This is a genomic window from Pseudarthrobacter sp. NPDC058119 (assembly GCF_042884655.1).
Classification (GTDB): Bacteria; Actinomycetota; Actinomycetes; order Actinomycetales; family Micrococcaceae; genus Arthrobacter.
Map to the genome: position 1 here is coordinate 530,515 of NZ_JBHVTN010000002.1, position 17,036 is coordinate 547,550.

17 protein-coding genes are annotated in these 17,036 nt (G+C 68.2%); 12 read left to right on the forward strand and 5 right to left on the reverse strand.

The window, feature by feature from the left end:
* Nucleotides 1-52 precede the first annotated feature (52 nt).
* The gene (locus tag ACFVTD_RS07390) at nt 53-1,447 is read left to right on the forward strand and encodes a pyridoxal phosphate-dependent decarboxylase family protein (RefSeq protein ID WP_387560284.1); all 1,395 of its coding nucleotides are present in this window, start codon (nt 53-55) and stop codon (nt 1,445-1,447) included.
* Between the two features lie 46 nt (nt 1,448-1,493).
* Here ACFVTD_RS07390 and ACFVTD_RS07395 read toward each other — a convergent pair whose 3' ends face one another.
* The 3 genes from ACFVTD_RS07395 to ACFVTD_RS07405 all read right to left on the reverse strand — a co-directional run bounded on the left by ACFVTD_RS07395 (nt 1,494) and on the right by ACFVTD_RS07405 (nt 4,502).
* Entirely contained in the window at nt 1,494-2,534 is a 1,041-nt protein-coding gene (locus ACFVTD_RS07395) for an aminoglycoside phosphotransferase family protein (protein WP_387560287.1), read from the reverse strand.
* A complete protein-coding gene (locus ACFVTD_RS07400; RefSeq protein ID WP_387560532.1) occupies nt 2,527-3,240 on the reverse strand; it encodes a VIT family protein in 714 nt (237 codons plus the stop codon). The genes ACFVTD_RS07395 and ACFVTD_RS07400 overlap by 8 nt, the downstream gene beginning before the upstream one ends.
* A gap of 155 nt (nt 3,241-3,395) precedes the next feature.
* Entirely contained in the window at nt 3,396-4,502 is a 1,107-nt protein-coding gene (locus ACFVTD_RS07405; RefSeq protein ID WP_387560290.1) for a DUF4439 domain-containing protein, read from the reverse strand.
* A gap of 107 nt (nt 4,503-4,609) precedes the next feature.
* Here ACFVTD_RS07405 and rimP point away from each other — a divergent pair, with 107 nt between their 5' ends.
* The 5 genes from rimP to rbfA all read left to right on the forward strand — a co-directional run bounded on the left by rimP (nt 4,610) and on the right by rbfA (nt 10,596).
* Nucleotides 4,610-5,221 carry a ribosome maturation factor RimP gene (gene rimP / locus ACFVTD_RS07410; protein ID WP_387560293.1) on the forward strand — a complete coding sequence of 204 codons (612 nt, stop codon included), beginning with the start codon at nt 4,610-4,612 and terminating at the stop codon, nt 5,219-5,221.
* Nucleotides 5,221-6,201: a transcription termination factor NusA gene (gene nusA, locus ACFVTD_RS07415; protein ID WP_387560296.1), complete on the forward strand. Its 981-nt coding sequence runs from the start codon at nt 5,221-5,223 to the stop codon at nt 6,199-6,201. Before rimP ends, nusA begins: the two co-directional genes overlap by 1 nt.
* 178 nt (nt 6,202-6,379) lie before the next feature.
* The gene (locus ACFVTD_RS07420; RefSeq protein WP_141181158.1) at nt 6,380-6,727 is read left to right on the forward strand and encodes a YlxR family protein; all 348 of its coding nucleotides are present in this window, start codon (nt 6,380-6,382) and stop codon (nt 6,725-6,727) included.
* Between the two features lie 152 nt (nt 6,728-6,879).
* Complete coding sequence (gene infB / locus ACFVTD_RS07425; protein ID WP_387560299.1) at nt 6,880-9,795, forward strand: translation initiation factor IF-2; 2,916 nt, start codon at nt 6,880-6,882, stop codon at nt 9,793-9,795.
* A gap of 291 nt (nt 9,796-10,086) precedes the next feature.
* On the forward strand, nt 10,087-10,596 hold the full coding sequence (gene rbfA, locus ACFVTD_RS07430) for a 30S ribosome-binding factor RbfA (protein ID WP_387560302.1): 510 nt from the start codon (nt 10,087-10,089) through the stop codon (nt 10,594-10,596).
* A 70-nt stretch (nt 10,597-10,666) separates the two neighbouring features.
* Here the strand turns inward: rbfA and ACFVTD_RS07435 are convergent, their stop codons facing one another.
* Nucleotides 10,667-11,797 carry a ScyD/ScyE family protein gene (locus ACFVTD_RS07435; protein ID WP_387560305.1) on the reverse strand — a complete coding sequence of 377 codons (1,131 nt, stop codon included), beginning with the start codon at nt 11,795-11,797 and terminating at the stop codon, nt 10,667-10,669.
* Nucleotides 11,798-11,971: 174 nt separating this feature from the next.
* Between ACFVTD_RS07435 and ACFVTD_RS07440 the strand changes: the two genes are divergently transcribed.
* Together ACFVTD_RS07440 and trxA are read left to right on the forward strand one after the other, a co-directional pair.
* A complete protein-coding gene (locus ACFVTD_RS07440; RefSeq protein ID WP_387560308.1) occupies nt 11,972-12,475 on the forward strand; it encodes a nucleoside deaminase in 504 nt (167 codons plus the stop codon).
* 2 nt (nt 12,476-12,477) lie between these two features.
* Nucleotides 12,478-12,915 carry a thioredoxin gene (gene trxA / locus ACFVTD_RS07445; RefSeq protein WP_387560311.1) on the forward strand — a complete coding sequence of 146 codons (438 nt, stop codon included), beginning with the start codon at nt 12,478-12,480 and terminating at the stop codon, nt 12,913-12,915.
* An 8-nt stretch (nt 12,916-12,923) separates the two neighbouring features.
* Here the strand turns inward: trxA and ACFVTD_RS07450 are convergent, their stop codons facing one another.
* Nucleotides 12,924-14,081: a pyridoxal phosphate-dependent aminotransferase gene (locus tag ACFVTD_RS07450; RefSeq protein WP_387560314.1), complete on the reverse strand. Its 1,158-nt coding sequence runs from the start codon at nt 14,079-14,081 to the stop codon at nt 12,924-12,926.
* Between the two features lie 137 nt (nt 14,082-14,218).
* Between ACFVTD_RS07450 and truB the strand changes: the two genes are divergently transcribed.
* From truB to ACFVTD_RS07470, 4 genes are all read left to right on the forward strand, one after another.
* The gene (truB, locus tag ACFVTD_RS07455; RefSeq protein WP_387560316.1) at nt 14,219-15,142 is read left to right on the forward strand and encodes a tRNA pseudouridine(55) synthase TruB; all 924 of its coding nucleotides are present in this window, start codon (nt 14,219-14,221) and stop codon (nt 15,140-15,142) included.
* Between the two features lie 3 nt (nt 15,143-15,145).
* Nucleotides 15,146-15,499 (forward strand): hypothetical protein, encoded by a 354-nt coding sequence (locus tag ACFVTD_RS07460; RefSeq protein ID WP_387560319.1) that lies wholly within the window; start codon nt 15,146-15,148, stop codon nt 15,497-15,499.
* 19 nt (nt 15,500-15,518) lie between these two features.
* A complete protein-coding gene (locus tag ACFVTD_RS07465) occupies nt 15,519-15,968 on the forward strand; it encodes a hypothetical protein (RefSeq protein WP_387560322.1) in 450 nt (149 codons plus the stop codon).
* Between the two features lie 79 nt (nt 15,969-16,047).
* Nucleotides 16,048-17,031, forward strand: a complete 984-nt coding sequence (locus tag ACFVTD_RS07470) for a bifunctional riboflavin kinase/FAD synthetase (protein ID WP_387560325.1) — start codon at nt 16,048-16,050, stop codon at nt 17,029-17,031.
* Nucleotides 17,032-17,036 lie beyond the last annotated feature (5 nt).

Below are 17,036 nucleotides of genomic sequence, written 5' to 3' on the forward strand. Positions count from 1 at the left end.
CGGCCGGAAACTCGTCCTCGTGGCACACGCCGGCCCGGCGTAGCATGCAGTTATGGCACACGGCGACGACGAGTATGCCGCGGCCCTGGCGGCCGCAGCAGGGCATTCGCAGGCCTGGCTGGCCAGCCTCCGGCACCGTCCCGTGGGACCGCGGCTGCACGCGTCAGACCTTGGCGGGGTGTTCGGTGGTCCGTTGCCCGAAGCGGGCATGCCGGCCGCGGAAGTGGTCGACTTCCTGGCCACGCACGCCGAACCCGGGCTGATGGCAATGCCCTCCGGCCGGTTCTTCGGCTGGGTCATCGGCGGCACCCTGCCAGCGGCCCTTGCCTCGGACTGGCTGGTCAGCGCCTGGGACCAGAACGCGTGCCTGCGCTACGCCACCCCCGCCACCGCCGCCATCGAGGACAGCGCCGGGCACTGGCTTCTGGAACTGCTGGGCCTGCCGTCGACGGCCGACGTCGGCTTCGTCACCGGCGCCACTATGGCCAACTTCACCGGGATGGCCGCTGCCCGTTGGCGGCTGCTGGCCGGCGCGGGCTGGGACCTTGACCGCGACGGGCTGTCAGGCGCCCCCCGGATCCGCTGTTTCGTGGGCCGGGAGCGGCATGACACCGTGGACGTCGCACTGCGGTACCTGGGTCTTGGGCAGCCCACGCAGGTCGATGCTGACGGGCAGGGCCGCCTGGTGCCGGCCGCGCTGGATGCCGCCCTTGCCTCCGGGAGCGGTCCGGCGCTGGTGTGCCTCCAGGCCGGCAACCTGCATTCGGGCGCCTTCGATCCCTTTCGCGAAGCCATCGCCGTGGCGCGCAAACATGGCGCTTGGGTCCACATTGACGGCGCCTTCGGCCTGTGGGCGGCCGCGGCGCCGGAACTGCGGCACCTCACCCAGGGATTTGAGGAGGCGGACTCCTGGGGTACTGATGCCCACAAGACCCTGAACGTCCCCTACGACTGCGGCATCGCCATCGTCCGGGACCCGTCGGCCCTGCGGGTCGCCATGGGACTGCACGCGAGCTATTTGGTGCACGATGCCGAAGGCCCCGGGGATCCTTTCGAGAAGGTGCCGGAGCTTTCCCGCCGCGCACGGGGAGTACCGGTATGGGCAGCCCTGAAAAGCCTGGGCCGGGGCGGTGTGGCGGCCCAGGTGGCCGGCCTGGCCGCGGCGGCCAGGGCCATCTCGGAGGGGCTGGCGGCCCTGGACGGGGTGGAGGTCCTCAACGACGTCGGCTACACCCAGGTGTGCCTGGCGTTCGGCGACGATGCCACCACCCGCGCGGTCACCGCCCGCATCATCGAGGAGGGAAAGGTGTGGATGTCCGGCTCGCGCTGGCGGGACCGTGACATCCTCAGGGTGTCGGTGAGCAACTGGCACACGGCGGGGGAGGACGTGGCCACGGCAGTGGACGCCGTCCGGTTAGCTCTGGCCGCCGTGAAGGACCCGCTGTAAAGTCCTGAACCGCGCCCCGCCGGCGAGGCACCCGTGGTGCCGGACCTTATCCGCCCTGACCGGGGTCCGGAAGGGAATGTGGATGCGGAAGGTCCCCCAGGGTGCTCCCGGCGAGGGTGCTCGCCACCCAGAGCGAGCGGGCCAGGTCGCCACGGTGACCGTTCCGGGCGTACCACAGCGCGTTGTCAACTTCCCTGGCGATGGCCCACTCCCGGGCTGCGTCCGGGTCCAGGCCGGCGGCGGCGCTGAAGTCACGGCAGCGCTCCACCAGCGCAGGACCTGGCCGGGCGGCAGGGAGGTCTTTGAGGCGGTTCCACAACAGCGGAGCGACCGCGAACCCGGGCTCGCCGATCATGGGCTGGGGGTCGATCGCCGCGTAGCCGGCCGGAGTTGCCACCGCCGTCCCGGGCCGCGCCAGGATGTTCAGGAAATGCAGGTCCGTGTGGACCAGGACATCGTGCGCGGACCTACGCCCAACCGCGCCGCGTGTCTGGCACACCTCCAGGGCCGCCTCCAGCAGCCACCTGGGAAAAGGGCGGCCCAGCTGGTCCCAGTCAGCGGGCAGGTCGTCGCTCCATTGCTCGGCCCGGGCGGCTATGTGGCTGAATTCCTGCCATTCCCGGCGGTGGTCCGGAACAAGCCCCAATTCCTGCACCAGTCCGCCCCACACCGGCACGGCTTCATCCATCGGCAGGGCGGCAAGCGACCGGCCGGCCTCAAGGCGTTCCAGCAGCATGGCGCACGACGCGCCGTCCGAGGCCAGCAGGAGGACGGCACCGCGGCCGCCCCAGAGTGCCAGCGCATGCCGCTCCACCTGGGCCTCGTCATGGGGAAACGCGATTTTGAGGGCCGCGGGGGATCCGTCGTCCCGCCGCACCGGCACCACGAGGCCGCCGTGGCCGCTCCACGGGAAGCTGCCGGGCTCCGCGTCCACCTCCAGGTGCCACTGCTCCAGGCGGTCGGCCAGCAGCCCCGGAAGGCTGCCCAGCCAGTCCCGGCCGGCGCTGCTGCGCGCATAGCGGGCAGCGAGCCCGGGCGGAACGGGGACCGCAGGCGCCGCAGGGCGGGGCACTGCGGGATCAGACAACACCGGAGGCGCCCAGCAGGTTGCCGATCACGAACGTCGCCGCCAGCGCCAGGGCACCGCCCACCACCACCCGGACCGCTGCCCGGGTCTTCGACCCGCCGCCGATCCAGGCGCCGAGGGCGCCCGTCAACGCCAGGGCGACCAGGACCGAGATGAACGTGAGGGGTACCCGGATGTCCGGCGGCGGCAGCAGGATGGCCAGCATGGGCAGGATGGCCCCGACGGTGAACGCGATGGCCGAGGCGAAGGCGGCATGCCAGGGGCTGACGATGTCGGCTTCGTCGATGTTGAGTTCGGCGGACAGATGCGCCGCCAGCACGTCGTGGGCCGTGAGCTCTTTGGCAACCTTGGCCGCGGTTTCGGCGGTGAGGCCCTTCTCCTGGTAGATGGCGGCCAGCTCCGCAAGTTCCGCTTCCGGATCCTCGGCCAGCTCACGCCGTTCCTTCTCGATCAACGCCCGCTGGCTGTCGCTTTGGCTGCTGACGGAAACGTACTCGCCCAGTGCCATGGACACCGCGCCGCCCACCACGCCGGCCACGCCCGCGGTGAGGATGGGGGCCACTTCGGGGGTGGCCCCGGCCACGCCCACCACGATGGCGGCAACCGAGACGATGCCGTCGTTGGCGCCGAGGACGCCGGCGCGCAGCCAGTTGAGCCGGTGGGCAGTGTCATCACCGTGCGGTTCCGCCTCGAGGTGCCGGTCCAGGCGCCGGGCGGCTGCCGTGGGTTCCGGAATTTCGGCCGGTTCGTCCGCGTTCACCCCTTCAGCAAACCATCCCGGCCCGCCCAATGCCACCCTCCAACAGGCCGTCCTTGCGGGCCCGGGCCAAGGGCCGGAAAGATGCGCCGTTCCGGACGGGTTCAGGATGCCACGGGCGACGCCGCCGGCGTGGCTCCAGCGGGGCGGCCGGCACCGGCGGGAAGGGCCGGCAATTGGCGTTCGTCCAGGGTGAGGCCAGGGACGGGGCCCGGATCCGCACCCCACCGAAGGGTGCGGGCTGCGGCTGGCTGAAGGGCTGCCAAGGCCCACATCCGGTCCTGGCCCTGCGCTGCCGCCACCAGATCGCCATAGGCCGCCAACGTGGCCGCCTCAAGCTTGCCCAGGGCCGCTGCCGGGGCGGCCAGGAAAGCGGGATCAAGGACGTATCCAGGCTGTTGCGGTACGTCCGGACCGCAGGCCAGCCGCAGGCGTTCCACCGCCGCCGCAGCCAGTTCCTTGTGCGCAGCCAGGAAGTCCGACGCCGGGCCGGCGTCTGCGGGGGCGAGGCGGGGGAGCGCTGCCTGGTAGCCGTAGACGGCCTGCTGTTCGGCGGACACGGCCGCGGCCAAGGCGGCGGGGGATGGAACAGTGGCAGCCGGCGCGGATGGAGAGGGGCACGAGGACGCTGCCTGTGGCGTTGCCTGCACGTCGGCGCCAGGCCCGGCAGTCTCCTGCGGCATGGGAACCCCCGCCGCGGAAGCCAGCTGGGCGGCGGCGAGGAGCTGCGCGGTGCCGGTGCCCGCGAGAAGCCGGGCCATGCCGCCGTCGGCCGTCTCCGCGTCCTTCAGGCGGGTTGAGCCGCTGCCGGCCAGGGCCCGGACCAGCTCCGCGGTGTTTTGCGGACCGGCGTCGGCGGACGGAGACGCCGCTGCCGGTGGTATGGAAGCCTCCGTCGGCGCGGACGGTGACCCGGACGCGGGGGCCATCAGGGCCCTGGCTTGGATGGTCAGCAAGGTCACAACGGAGCCCACAGCGGGGGAATCAGCAGCGCCGGCGGCAGCGAGCCCGAGTCCGGCGGTGCGCATCTCCAGGGCCGAATTGAGGGCCGCTGCGCGGGCCCGCTCCGAAAACGGCGGCTCGGCAGGTGCGGGTTTTTCCGCGGGAATCAGGGCGAACCCGAGGCTCAGGACAACCAGGGCGGCGAGGGCAAGGACGGCATATTGGAACGGGCGCATGCGGTGCTTGGGGTCCTGGCGGCGGTCTTTCACAACAGACCATGGTGTCACGCTGAGGGGGCACCCGGGTGCACCACTGGGCCGGTAAAATAGCTACGCTAGTAAACACCACATCATCTATAGGGAGGGCGGCCGGCATCGTGAGCAATGCAGAAGCCACAGCTTCACCAGACCATGCCGGTACGGGAAGCGGATCCGCACCGGCCCACAATCCCGAAGCCGCCAGGCTCCGGGCCCTCCTGGAACCCGCCGTCCAAGCCAACCGCCTCTACCTCGAGGATGTAGCCATCATCCCCGGCTCCCACCGCGTGGTCCACGTGGTGGTGGACCTGCCGCAGGAAGAGACCGGCGGAGTCAGCCTTGACGTCATTGCGGATATCTCCAGGGTGCTCTCCGATGTCCTGGACAACGACCCCAACGACGACGGCCGCCCCTACGACCTCGAAGTGTCCTCGCCCGGCGTCGGCCGTCCCCTGACCGAACCCCGGCACTGGCACCGCGCCCGCGGCCGGATGGTCAAGGTCAACGTCATCCAGGGCGAAAACGTCACCGGCCGCATCCAGGCCGTGGACGGCGGGGGAGTGACGCTTATTCCCGAGGTGCCCGTGAAGAAGGGCATGAAGCCCCGCCAGGGTGAACCAGTAACGCTTCCTTTCGACAGGATCCGCAACGGAAAAGTCGAGATCGAATTCAGCCACCTCCCGGAGGATGGTCTGGAACCTGAACACAATGGACCTTCCGAGGAGGCCTGATGGATATTGACATGAGCGCACTGAGACTTTTGGAGCGTGAGCGTGAAATTCCGCTGGACCTCCTGATCCCCACCATCGAGCAGGCGCTCCTGGTGGCTTATCACAAGTCGCCCGGCGCCTTCGAAAAAGCGCGCGCCGAACTGGACCGCAAGAGCGGCCACGTCACCATCTGGGCTGTCGAAATTGACGACGACGGCGCACCCATCGGCGAATTCGAGCACACCCCCGAAGGGTTCGGCCGCATCGCAGCCAGCACCGCGCGCCAGATCATCCTGCAGCGGCTCCGCGACGTTGAGGACGACAACGTCCTGGGCGAGTTCAAGGGCCGCGAAGGCGAACTGGTATCCGGCACCATCCAGCAGGGAAACAACCCCCACATGATCCAGGTCAACCTTGGATCGCTGGAGGCGCTCCTGCCGCCGCCCGAGCAGGTTCCCGGTGAAAAGTACATCCACGGGAACCGGCTCCGCGCCCTGGTCATCGATGTGCACCGCGGCACCAAGGGCCCGTCCGTCACGCTGTCCCGCTCGCACCCGGGCCTGGTCCGGAAGCTCTTCGAACTCGAAGTACCCGAAATCGCCGACCATTCGGTGGAAATCGTGGCGCTGGCCCGCGAAGCCGGGCACCGTACCAAGATCGCGGTCAAGGCCAACACCCCGGGGATCAACGCCAAGGGTGCCTGCATCGGTGAAATGGGCTCCCGCGTCCGAGCCGTCATGACCGAACTGAACGACGAGAAGATCGACATCGTCGACTTCAGCGACAACCCGGCAACGTTCATTGCCAGCGCCCTGTCGCCGTCGCGCGTGAATTCGGTCACCATCACGGACGAGGCCACGCGCTCCGCCCGCGTTGTGGTCCCGGACTACCAGCTGTCCCTGGCCATCGGCAAGGAGGGCCAGAACGCCCGCCTGGCGGCCAAGTTGACCGGGTGGCGCATCGACATCGTCTCCGACGCAGCGGGCAACCGCGATAAATGACCTCCGGGCCGGGTGGCTGATGCAACGCAGCGGCCACCCGGTTTCGGGCAGAACGGCCCGAAGGGTCTAGAATAGATAAGACCGCGCCTAACGGCCGGCAGCCGTGTGCCTTGGGCGTGCTCGTTTCCGTGACTGCGGAGGCGGACAACCTGCGGCCAGCAGAAAGAACGTCAGGACGATGACCGTGGCAGAAGTGCTTTCCACCGGGAATCAGCCCCAACGTACCTGCATCGGATGCCGGAAGAAGGGCCCGCGGTCGCAGTTGCTCCGGCTCGTCGCCGAAGGCAGCGGGTCAACCGCTGTCCTGGTGGATGAACGACGCCGGATGGCTGGCCGGGGTGCATGGCTGCACCCCAGCACATCGTGCCTGGCTCTGGCGATCAAGCGGCGAGCCTTCGGACGTGCCCTCCAGGGCGCGACCGGGACCGCCGCCGTCGAACACCGGATCACGTCAGGCCCGAACGTTGACGCCGCCCCGGTGGCTGCAACACCAACCGTCCAACCTGAAAGCGGGTCAGAAATCTGATGGAAACCCGATGAGTTCCCAGCGATGAGTGCGTAACGATGACAACTTTGTTGCGCTCTGCAATGGGCCCCTTCGCATCAACAGCGGCTGGGGTCCGCAGTAAGAAGTAGACGGTTCGTGCCTGGCTCGGTGCGGACCGAGACAGGAGAAATGTGGCCAAGGTCCGCGTACATGAGCTCGCCAAAGAGCTCGGTATAACTTCCAAAGATGCAGTAACCAAACTGCAGGAACTGGGCGAATTCGTTCGCTCCGCCTCGTCAACCATCGAGGCCCCCGTTGTGCGGAAACTGCGCAACGCCTTCCCCGACGCTGCCGCAAAGTCGGCCGCGCCGGCCGCCGCGCCCGCAGCTGCCCCCAAGGCACCCGCCCCCGCAGCAGGTAACCGTCCTTCAGCACCGGCTCCCGGCCCGGCCGCACCCAAGGCACCGGCCCCCAGGGCAGAGGCGCCGGCTCCGGCAGCTCCCGCCCAGCCGGCAGCCAAGGCAGCTGCACCGGCAGCCCCGGCTCCCGCAGCCCCGGCCGCTCCCGCAGCACCGTCCGCGGCCGCTCCGTCCACCGGCGCCAAGCCCGGCGCACGTCCGGCTCCCAAGGCCGAGACCCCTGCTCCCTCCGCCCGTCCGGGTGGTTCAACGCCCGGTGGTTCCGGTCCCCGGCCCGGCGGCCCCCGCCCGGGCAACAACCCCTTCGCCACCTCACAGGGCATGCCCCGTGGCCGCGGCGGAGACGGTGACCGCGCTCCGCGGCCCGGCAACAACCCGTTCGCCACGTCCCAGGGCATGCCCCGTCCGGGCGGCGGCCGCGACGGCGACCGTCCCGGTGGTCCCCGTCCCGCAGCCGGTGCCGGCGGACCGCGTCCCGGTGGGCCGCGTCCCGCAGCCGGTGCCGGTGGTCCCCGCCCCGCCGCAGGCGCAGGCGGACCCCGTCCGGGTGCACCGCGCCCCGGCGGTCCCCGTCCCACGCCCGGCATGATGCCCAACCGCACTGAGCGTCCCGCACCCGCAGGTGCAGGCCGTCCCGGCGGCGGCCGCGGTCCCGGACGCCCCGGTGGCGCTCCCGGTACCGGTGGTCCCGGTGGCGGCGGCGGTGCTCCCGCCGGCGGTGGCTTCGGCAAGGGCGGCCGCGGCCGCGGCGGCACCCAGGGTGCCTTCGGCAAGGGCGGCGCAGGCCGTGGCAAGCAGCGCAAGTCCAAGCGCGCCAAGCGCCAGGAACTTGAGCAGATGAGTGCCCCGTCGCTGGGTGGCGTGAGCGTACCCCGCGGCGACGGCAACACCGTCATCCGGCTTCGCCGTGGCTCGTCCATCACGGACTTTGCCGACAAGATCGAGGCAAACCCCGCCGCACTGGTCACCGTGCTGTTCCACCTTGGTGAAATGGCCACCGCGACCCAGTCGCTGGACGAAGACACCTTCGCCCTGCTCGGCGAGGAACTGGGCTACAAGCTCCAGGTCGTTTCGCCGGAAGACGAAGAGCGCGAGCTGCTCTCCAGCTTCGACATCGACTTTGACGCCGAACTCGAAGCCGAAGGCGACGAGGAACTGGAAGCACGTCCTCCAGTAGTCACCGTTATGGGCCACGTCGACCACGGTAAGACCCGGCTGCTCGATGCCATCCGCAAGTCCGACGTCATGGCGGGCGAACACGGCGGCATCACCCAGCACATCGGTGCCTACCAGGTCACCCACAACCACGAAGGCAACGATCGCAAGATCACCTTCATCGATACCCCGGGCCACGAGGCGTTCACCGCCATGCGTGCCCGTGGTGCGAAGGTCACCGACATCGCCATCCTGGTGGTAGCAGCGGACGACGGCGTTATGCCGCAGACCGTTGAGGCCCTCAACCACGCCCAGGCGGCCAACGTGCCGATCGTCGTGGCAGTGAACAAGATCGACAAGGAAGGCGCCAACCCGGACAAGGTCCGCGGCCAGCTGACCGAGTACGGCCTGGTTCCCGAGGAGTACGGTGGCGACACCATGTTCGTGGAGGTCTCTGCCCGCCAGAACCTCAACATCGACGAGCTGCTGGAGGCCGTCCTGCTCACCGCAGACGCTGCCCTTGACATGCGCGCCAACCCGAACAAGGACGCCCGCGGTATCGCGATCGAAGCCAACCTGGACAAGGGCCGCGGTGCCGTTGCCACCGTCCTGGTGCAGTCCGGTACCCTGCGCGTCGGCGACACCATCGTGGCAGGCACGGCCCACGGCCGCGTCCGTGCGATGTTCGACGACGACGGCAGCGCCCTGACCGAGGCCGGCCCGTCCCGCCCCGTCCAGGTGCTGGGTCTGTCCAACGTGCCGCGCGCAGGCGACACCTTCTTCGTGACTGCTGACGAGCGCACCGCCCGCCAGATCGCCGAGAAGCGTGAAGCAGCCGACCGCAACGCCGCCCTGGCCAAGCGCCGCAAGCGCATCAGCCTGGAAGACTTCGACCAGGCCGTCGCCGAAGGCAAGATCGACACCCTCAACCTCATCCTCAAGGGTGACGTGTCCGGTGCCGTGGAAGCCCTCGAAGACGCGCTGCTCAAGATCGACGTCGGCGAAGGCGTGCAGCTGCGCGTCATCCACCGCGGTGTGGGTGCCATTACGCAGAACGACGTCAACCTGGCAACGGTCGACTCCGCCGTCATCATCGGCTTCAACGTCAAGCCCGCCGAGCGGGTTGCCGAACTGGCAGACCGCGAAGGCGTGGACATGCGCTTCTACTCCGTCATCTACGCAGCAATCGATGACATCGAAGCAGCGCTCAAGGGCATGCTCAAGCCCGAATACGAAGAGGTCCAGCTCGGCACCGCCGAGGTCCGCGAAGTCTTCCGCTCCTCCAAGTTCGGAAACATCGCCGGCTCGATCGTCCGCTCGGGCATCATCCGCCGCAACGCCAAGGCACGCGTCACCCGCGACGGCAAGATCATCGGTGACAACCTCACCGTTGAGTCGCTCAAGCGCTTCAAGGACGACGCCACCGAGGTCCGCACGGACTTCGAATGTGGTATCGGTCTTGGCTCGTACAACGACATCACCGAAGGCGACATCATCGAGACCTTCGAGATGCGCGAGAAGCCGCGCGTCTAGTCTGGCCGGCCTTCGGGCTGTCAGCAGTGCCAGGTGCGGGGCCGTTGGATTTTTCCGGCGGCCCCGCCCCTTCGCTGGGTGGCCAACGTCTGACGACGTCGGCCACCCAGCTTCGGCAGGCCCGATGCCACTCCCAGGCCGCCGGAAAAACCCAACGCAGGTCCGTCGTACACTCGCCATAGTGCGTGGCGTCCCGGCCCCTGGTGCGTGGCAGATATCTAAAACGTCCGATCGCAGCCCCTGTTGCCGCCGTCGTACGTCCCTAATTTTTTTTTCTTATAGGAGTTGAACATGGCTGATCCGGCACGTGCTGCCAAGTTGGCGCAGCGGATTAAGGTTGTTGTTGCTGAAGCTCTGGGCCGGAAGGTCAAGGATCCCCGGCTTGAGGGCATTACTGTCACCGATGCCCGCGTGACCAATGATCTGCAGCACGCCACCGTTTACTACACCGTCTTCGGTGACCAGGCCGTCCAGGCTGATGCCGCCAAGGGCCTTGAGAAGGCCAAGGGGGTGCTTCGGCAGGAGGTTGGCCGGAACATCACCGTGCGGCTCACCCCCACGCTCGAATTCGTTGCCGACCAGATTCCGGTTAACGCCTCCAACCTTGAGGAGCTCTTGCGGGAAGCCCGCAAGCGGGACGCGGAGGTTGCCGCGCTTGCCGCCAACGCACAGCACGCCGGTGACGCCGACCCCTACAAGTCCGATGCTTCCGGTGAGGTGGATATCGACGAAGACGACTTCGACGAGGAAGACACCGACCTCAGCGATGACGGCGATATTGATGAGGACAGCAACAAGTAGGACCCGGCAACAGCCACGCAGCATGGAAACGGCAGGACCGCGTGCGGTCCTGCCGTTTTCGTGTCCGGATCTAGTGGGCGTCCACCTCGATCAGGCGGCCTCCAGGTTCGGGCATGGGACCGCTGGGCCCCTCCGGGCCTGGAACGCCGACCAGCGCATCGACAGTGGCGAAGACGTCCCCGTCCCTGAACTCAACATCGGCGGGCTGGTTGACGGCCAGGAACTGTGATTCGTGGCCTTGGCGGTTGAACTTGAGGATTTCGCCGCCGAAAAGGGAAGCAACGTAGACGTCACCCTTGTCGCTCACAGCGAGGCCGGTGGGGCTCATGATGTGGTCCGCCCAGACATCGGCGTCGCCGCTCCACGGGTTGATCTTGAAGACGGCCCCCCGTGCACCGAGCGACGGGTCCTCAGGTCCGCCCGGCAGCGACGTCACGTACAGCCAGCCGTCCGGACCGATTTCGACGTCGGTGGGCACGGGCTCAAAGGCGTACGGGAAGCCGGCGCAGTCCGGGGCTCCCAGGGTGGCAGCAATCTCCGTGGTCAGGGTCAAGGGACGGGGCGGAAGGACGGCCACGGTGGAAATCCTCCCGGAGTCCAGATCGACCTTGAGGATGGCGTTCGCGCCCGCATCAGCGACGTAGGCCGTGTCCTTCCAGAGAGCCAGGGCGTAGGGATGAGAGTCCAGGGTGCCCGTGTACTGCGGCGGGGGCGCGTCCGGGAGGGCGCCGGCTTCTGTGAGGCACTGCTGGCTGGCATCCGGATCGAGGCCGTAATGCTGCTTGGCATCGGGATTAGCCTTCCGCTCGTAGTCCGCGAAGTTGGCGATCGTGTCCACGTGGCCGTCGGCGTCTATTGACTTCAGGTAGCCATGCAGTGCGGCCGGGTCACCCTGGCCCGCTCCAATACTTTCCAGGAAATAGGTCTTGTCGCCGCGGATTTCGGCCCCGGCAACTTCCCACCCTTGCTTGGCGGTGTAGACGTCGTGGCGTTCTCCATCGTTCTCGACGTGCGTGAGGATTCCGGAAAAGTCCTGGCTTACCTGTACGGATTCGCCGTCGCCTACCGCCAGGTGCAGGGGTGAGAACAGGCCCGTGGCCATGACCTCATAGTCCTGGTGGGGACTTGAGGCGAACGCCGGCGCGGCCTGCACCACCGTTGCGGCGGCCACGCAGGCTATAAAAGTGAGTTTTCGTTTCATGGGGTACTCCGGGTGCGAGGCCCTTGCGGGCTGGATATGGAAGCCTCGGCAGAGGCAAAATACTTCCCCCGGGCGCCAGCGTAGGCCGCTACCAGCCAGTAGACCTGAGGGGTGGCTCCCCTTCTTGGCCCCCAATTCATCCCCCAACGGGGTCCCGGTGGCTAGGATCGTGCTATGACCTCCGCGGACCCCGGTACCAGCCCATCCAGCCACGCCGAGTCGGGCCGCTATCTCGGGCAGGCCGTGGACCTTGCCGTGCAGAATGTAGGCCAGGGCGGCGGCCCTTTCGGTGCCGTGGTGGTGACGCCGGATGGGCGTGTCCACACTGGAGTCAACAGGGTGACGCGGGACAACGACCCCACCGCCCACGCGGAGGTGGTGGCCATCCGGGCAGCAGCGGCGGCAACGGCCGACTTCGACCTCAGCGGCTCCGTCCTCTATGCCAGCTGCGAGCCGTGCCCCATGTGCCTGGCCTCCGCTTTGTGGGCCAGGATCGGCCACGTCTACTTCGCCGCGGACCGGAACGGGGCCGCGGCAGCAGGGTTCGATGACGCGCTCTTCTACGATTACTTCAGCGGCGCCGCGCCGGAACTGATGCCGGTCACCAGGGGCGAGGTCCCGACGTCGGACCTGCCCTTCCATGCATGGCGGGACTTTGACAGCAGGAAGGAATACTAGGCATGGAAACCACGCTCCTCAGCTGCCCCCAGTGCGGGAAGACCAACCGGGTGCCGGCACAGGCTGCAGGCCACCCACGCTGCGGGAACTGCAAGGCGGACCTGCCGTGGATCGTGTCCGCAGGCGACGCTGACTTCGCTGCCGTGGCGGAGCAGTCGTCAGTTCCGGTGCTGGTCGATTTCTGGGCGGCCTGGTGCGGCCCCTGCCGGATGGTCAGCCCCGTCCTGGACAAGCTGGCCCGTGAACGTCCCGGCAAGATCAAGCTGGTGAAGGTTGACGTGGACACGTCGCCCAACCTGTCACGGCGGTTCGACGTGCAGGCCATCCCCACCCTGATGGTGATTGTGGACGGCAAGGTCGCAGCCCGGCAGGCCGGTGCCGCGCCGGCCGGGGCCCTCCGCACCTGGCTGGACACAGCGCTGGCCGGCACCCGCCGCTGATACCCCCTTTACCTGTGGTCGTCAGGAAGGCGGGACAGTCCTTCCAGCAGGTCCTGCTTCCGGCCGCACAGCGCGATCCGCACCCACCCCTCGCCGATCGACCCAAAGGCAGTTCCGGGTGCCAGCGCCACCCCGGAGTCGGCCAGGAACCGCCGGACCCAGCTCCGCACGTCCCCGCCGGTCACGTGGGACATGTCCGCCCACAGATAGAACGCCCCCTGGGCCGGCAGGTAACGGATCCCCTTCGCGGCCAGCACCGCGGACGCCGCATCCCGGTTTTCCCGGTAGTGCTGGTGCGCGTGCCGCACATAGTCCTGCGGCCCGGTGAGGGCGGCGAGCGCGGCGTACTGCGGGGCGGACGCCACGCAGGACACGATCGATTCCATGACGTTGTCCATCTTCTGTTCAAGCCCCGGCGGGCAAACCAGCGCGCCGATCCGCAGGCCCGTCAGGCCGTAGGTCTTGGACAGTGTCAAGGAGGTGAACACGCGCGCCTCCTCCGCCGTGACGCCGTCGAATCGTGCCGGGCTGACGTGGGGTACATCGTAGGTAAATGCCTCGTAGCATTCGTCCGAGATGACCCAGATGTCATGCCGGCGGGCAAGCTCCACGAGTTCACGGACCAGGTCTTCACTGAGCACGGCGCCCAGCGGGTTGGACGGGGAGTTGAGCACCAGGACCCGGGTGCGGCTGGTGATGAGGGCTTCGACGTCGGCGACCCGGGGCTGGAAGCCGTGGTCGGGGTGCAGGGGATAGCCCACCGGAACGGCGTTCAGTAGCCGGCTGGTCATGGCGAAGGTGGGATAGCCCGGGTTCGGGATCAGGATCTCGTCGCCGGGGGAGAGCAGCAGGCTCATAGCGAAGTGCAGGCCCTGCTGCGCGCCGGAGACCACGTACACCCGCTCCGCGCCGACCTCCACGCCCTGCTCCTCCCGGAACTTGGCGGCGAACGCTTCGCGCAGGGCCGGGATACCGGCGTTGGGCGTGTAGTTGGTCTCGTCCCGGTCCAGGCAGGCGATGCCCGCGTCCAGGACGTGGCGGGGGAGGGGGAAGCCGGGCTCCCCGATGCTGAGCACCACGGCTCCCGGAGTGCGCCACGCGGCCTCCGTGATCTCACGGATCTGGTTGACGGGCACGTCGCGGACATGGGCGGCTAGCTCAGGCATGCCAGCCATCCTAGCCGTCCCCTGCCCTGCCTCCGCCCCGCCCGGTGACGTGGCCGCCCTGGCGGTGCACCGCCGTCGTCCGCTCCCTGCCGGTTCCCTGCACATGCGCCCCAATCTGCGCCCATATACTGGGAGGCGTGCTTTCTGGACTGGTGATAGTGGACAAGCCGCAGGGATGGACCAGCCATGATGTGGTTGGCCGGATGCGGCGCCTCGCAGGGACCCGGAAAGTGGGGCACGCGGGGACCCTCGATCCCATGGCCACCGGCGTCCTGGTGCTCGGCATCAACAAGGCCACCCGGCTGCTGACCTACATCGTGGGCACCTCCAAGACCTACACCGCCACCATCCGGCTGGGACAGTCCACGGTGACGGATGACGCGGAGGGGGAGGTCACGGCCACCACCAGCGCGGCCGGCATCACCGACCAACAGATCGACGACGGCGTCGCGGCGCTCACGGGCGACATCCAGCAGGTGCCCAGCAGCGTCAGCGCGATCAAAGTCAACGGCGAACGCGCCTACGCCCGCGTCCGGTCCGGCGAGGCCGTCAAGCTCGCCGCGCGCCCCGTCACCATCCACCGCTTCGATGTCCACGGCATCCGGCGGGACGAAGCAGCAGGGGTGGTGGACCTGGATGTGACGGTCGAATGCTCTTCCGGGACGTATATCCGCGCCCTTGCCCGGGACCTCGGAGACGGCCTTGGCGTGGGAGGCCACCTCACGGCGCTCCGCCGGACCCAAGTGGGTCCCTACTCCCTGGACCAGGCACGTACCCTCGAACAGCTCGCCGGGGAACTCAACGTCCTGGACATGTCCCTCGCCGCCAGGGCGCTGATGCCCAACCGGGAACTCACCGCCGAAGAAACCGCCGAAATCTCGTTCGGCCGGCGGATCGCGGCCGGTACGTCCGGTGCCGCCACGGTGGAGCACCCGGCCGCGGCGTTCGCTCCGGACGGCAGCCTGGTGGCCCTTCTCGCCGACGCGGGCAGTTACGCCAAACCGGTCCTGGTCTTCGCGCCCGGCACGGGTTCAGCCGCCACCGCGCCTGGGGAGGCATAGCGAATGGACGCATATTTTTGGATCATCCTGGTGGTCGGCCTGGTGTCCACTCTGCTGTGCCTGGGCGCCGGGATCCTGAAGAAGGCACCCAACGACATCACCATCCTGTCCGTCGTGGCCGTGGAATTGGCCCTGGTGGTCTACCTGGTGGGATCGATCGTACGGGTCATCGCCGGCGAACACATGGCCGGGGAAGCATGGGAGTTCTGGGGCTACATGGCCACCGCCATGCTCCTGCCACCCGCTGCCATTTACTGGTCGATCCTTGAGCGGACGCGGTGGAGCAATTTTGTCCTGGCCGCGGTCGGTGTCACTGCGCTGGTGATGGCGGCCCGAATGAACCAAATCTGGTACTGAAGTGGAAGAAGCAGCAGGAATGAAAGACCAGCAGGCCCAGCCGGCCACCGGAGAAGCCGCCCGCAACACCCGCAACACGGGGCCGGGACGCCTCCTGATCGCGGTGTACGGGGTGTTCGCCATCTCGGCCACCGCCCGCGCCGGCTACCAGATCCTCACCAAGTTCTCCGAGGCACCCCTGGCCTACCTGCTCTCCGCCTTTGCCGCCCTGGTGTACATCTTGGCCACGGTGTCCCTGGCCAAGGCCGGAACCACGTGGTTCAAGGTCTCGGTTGCGGCGGTGCTGGTTGAACTGGCCGGCGTCCTGGTGGTGGGCACCTTGAGCATCCTCGACTCCGTGCAGTTCCCGCATGAAACCGTCTGGTCGCTTTTCGGACGCGGCTACGGCTTCATCCCACTGCTGCTGCCCATCCTCGGGCTGGTGTGGCTGTACCGGCGCCGGCCATCGCGCGCCAGAGCTGCGCAGTGAATCCGGGTAACCTTGAAGAGTTCCGCGGCCGGAAGGGTCCGGGAACGTTGATGCTTTCAGGCAGCTTAAGGCGAGGGTGATGGTTTACATCTGGAACGATCCGTCCTATGTCCCGGCGGACTTCGGCCCATCCGTTGTCACTTTCGGCAACTTCGACGGCGTTCACCGCGGCCACCAGCAGGTGCTGTCCCAGCTGATCCGCTCGGCCCGCCTGTCCCATGCCAAGGCAGTGGCCGTGACGTTCGACCCCCACCCGGCTGTAATCCACCGCCCCGAGGCGGCGCCGGAACTGATCATGGGTCTCGATGACAAGCTGGACGCGCTGGGTGAGCTGGGCCTGGACGCCATCCTGGTGGTCAAGTACTCGCTGGACCTTGCCAGCCTCACGGCCGAAGAGTTCGTGGAGCAGTACTTGGTTGACTGCCTGCACGCCAGCCACGTGGTCATCGGCCACGACGCCAGGTTCGGCCGCGGCAACTCCGGTGACCTGGACACCATGAAGGCGCTGGGAGAAAAATTCGGCTTCGAGGTCCAGGTGATCAGCGAATTCGGTGCCGAGGGGTACCCGCTGCATGACGACGACGGCACGGACCGCCGCTGTTCCTCCACCTGGGTGCGCGAAGCCCTGCAGGCCGGCGACGTCACCACCGCCGCGTCCGTCCTGGGCCGGGCGCACCGAATGCGCGGCGAGGTGGTGCACGGCGCCGCCCGCGGCAGGGCGCTCGGCTTCCCCACGGCCAACCTCGCCTCCAACGCCACGGGCTTGATTCCCGCCGACGGCATCTACGCCGGCTGGCTGGTGGACCAGGCCGGCAAGCGCTGGCCGGCTGCCATCTCCGTAGGCTCCAACCCCACCTTCGACGGCGTCAGCCGCCAGGTCGAGGCCCACGTGATTGACCGGCCCAAGGAGGCCGTTGAAGACTTCGATCTGTACGGCCAGACAGTGATCGTCGAATTCGTCGAGCGGCTCCGGGGCATGGTGGCCTACCGTGGCCCTGAGGCCCTGGTGGAACAGATGCGCCTGGACGTGGCCCAGGCCCACCAGCTCCTGGGCTGCCACTGACAATA

Excerpts from the sequence above, each read along its gene's own strand:
- ACFVTD_RS07470 (WP_387560325.1), top strand. The coding sequence starts at position 16,048 with ATGGTTTACATCTGGAACGATCCGTCCTATGTCCCGGCGGACTTCGGC.
- rbfA (WP_387560302.1), top strand. The coding sequence starts at position 10,087 with ATGGCTGATCCGGCACGTGCTGCCAAGTTGGCGCAGCGGATTAAGGTT.
- ACFVTD_RS07465 (WP_387560322.1), top strand. The coding sequence starts at position 15,519 with ATGAAAGACCAGCAGGCCCAGCCGGCCACCGGAGAAGCCGCCCGCAAC.
- ACFVTD_RS07440 (WP_387560308.1), top strand. The coding sequence starts at position 11,972 with ATGACCTCCGCGGACCCCGGTACCAGCCCATCCAGCCACGCCGAGTCG.
- ACFVTD_RS07390 (WP_387560284.1), top strand. The coding sequence starts at position 53 with ATGGCACACGGCGACGACGAGTATGCCGCGGCCCTGGCGGCCGCAGCA.
- ACFVTD_RS07435 (WP_387560305.1), bottom strand. The coding sequence starts at position 11,797 with ATGAAACGAAAACTCACTTTTATAGCCTGCGTGGCCGCCGCAACGGTG.
- ACFVTD_RS07450 (WP_387560314.1), bottom strand. The coding sequence starts at position 14,081 with ATGCCTGAGCTAGCCGCCCATGTCCGCGACGTGCCCGTCAACCAGATC.
- ACFVTD_RS07460 (WP_387560319.1), top strand. The coding sequence starts at position 15,146 with ATGGACGCATATTTTTGGATCATCCTGGTGGTCGGCCTGGTGTCCACT.
- nusA (WP_387560296.1), top strand. The coding sequence starts at position 5,221 with ATGGATATTGACATGAGCGCACTGAGACTTTTGGAGCGTGAGCGTGAA.
- ACFVTD_RS07420 (WP_141181158.1), top strand. The coding sequence starts at position 6,380 with ATGACCGTGGCAGAAGTGCTTTCCACCGGGAATCAGCCCCAACGTACC.
- trxA (WP_387560311.1), top strand. The coding sequence starts at position 12,478 with ATGGAAACCACGCTCCTCAGCTGCCCCCAGTGCGGGAAGACCAACCGG.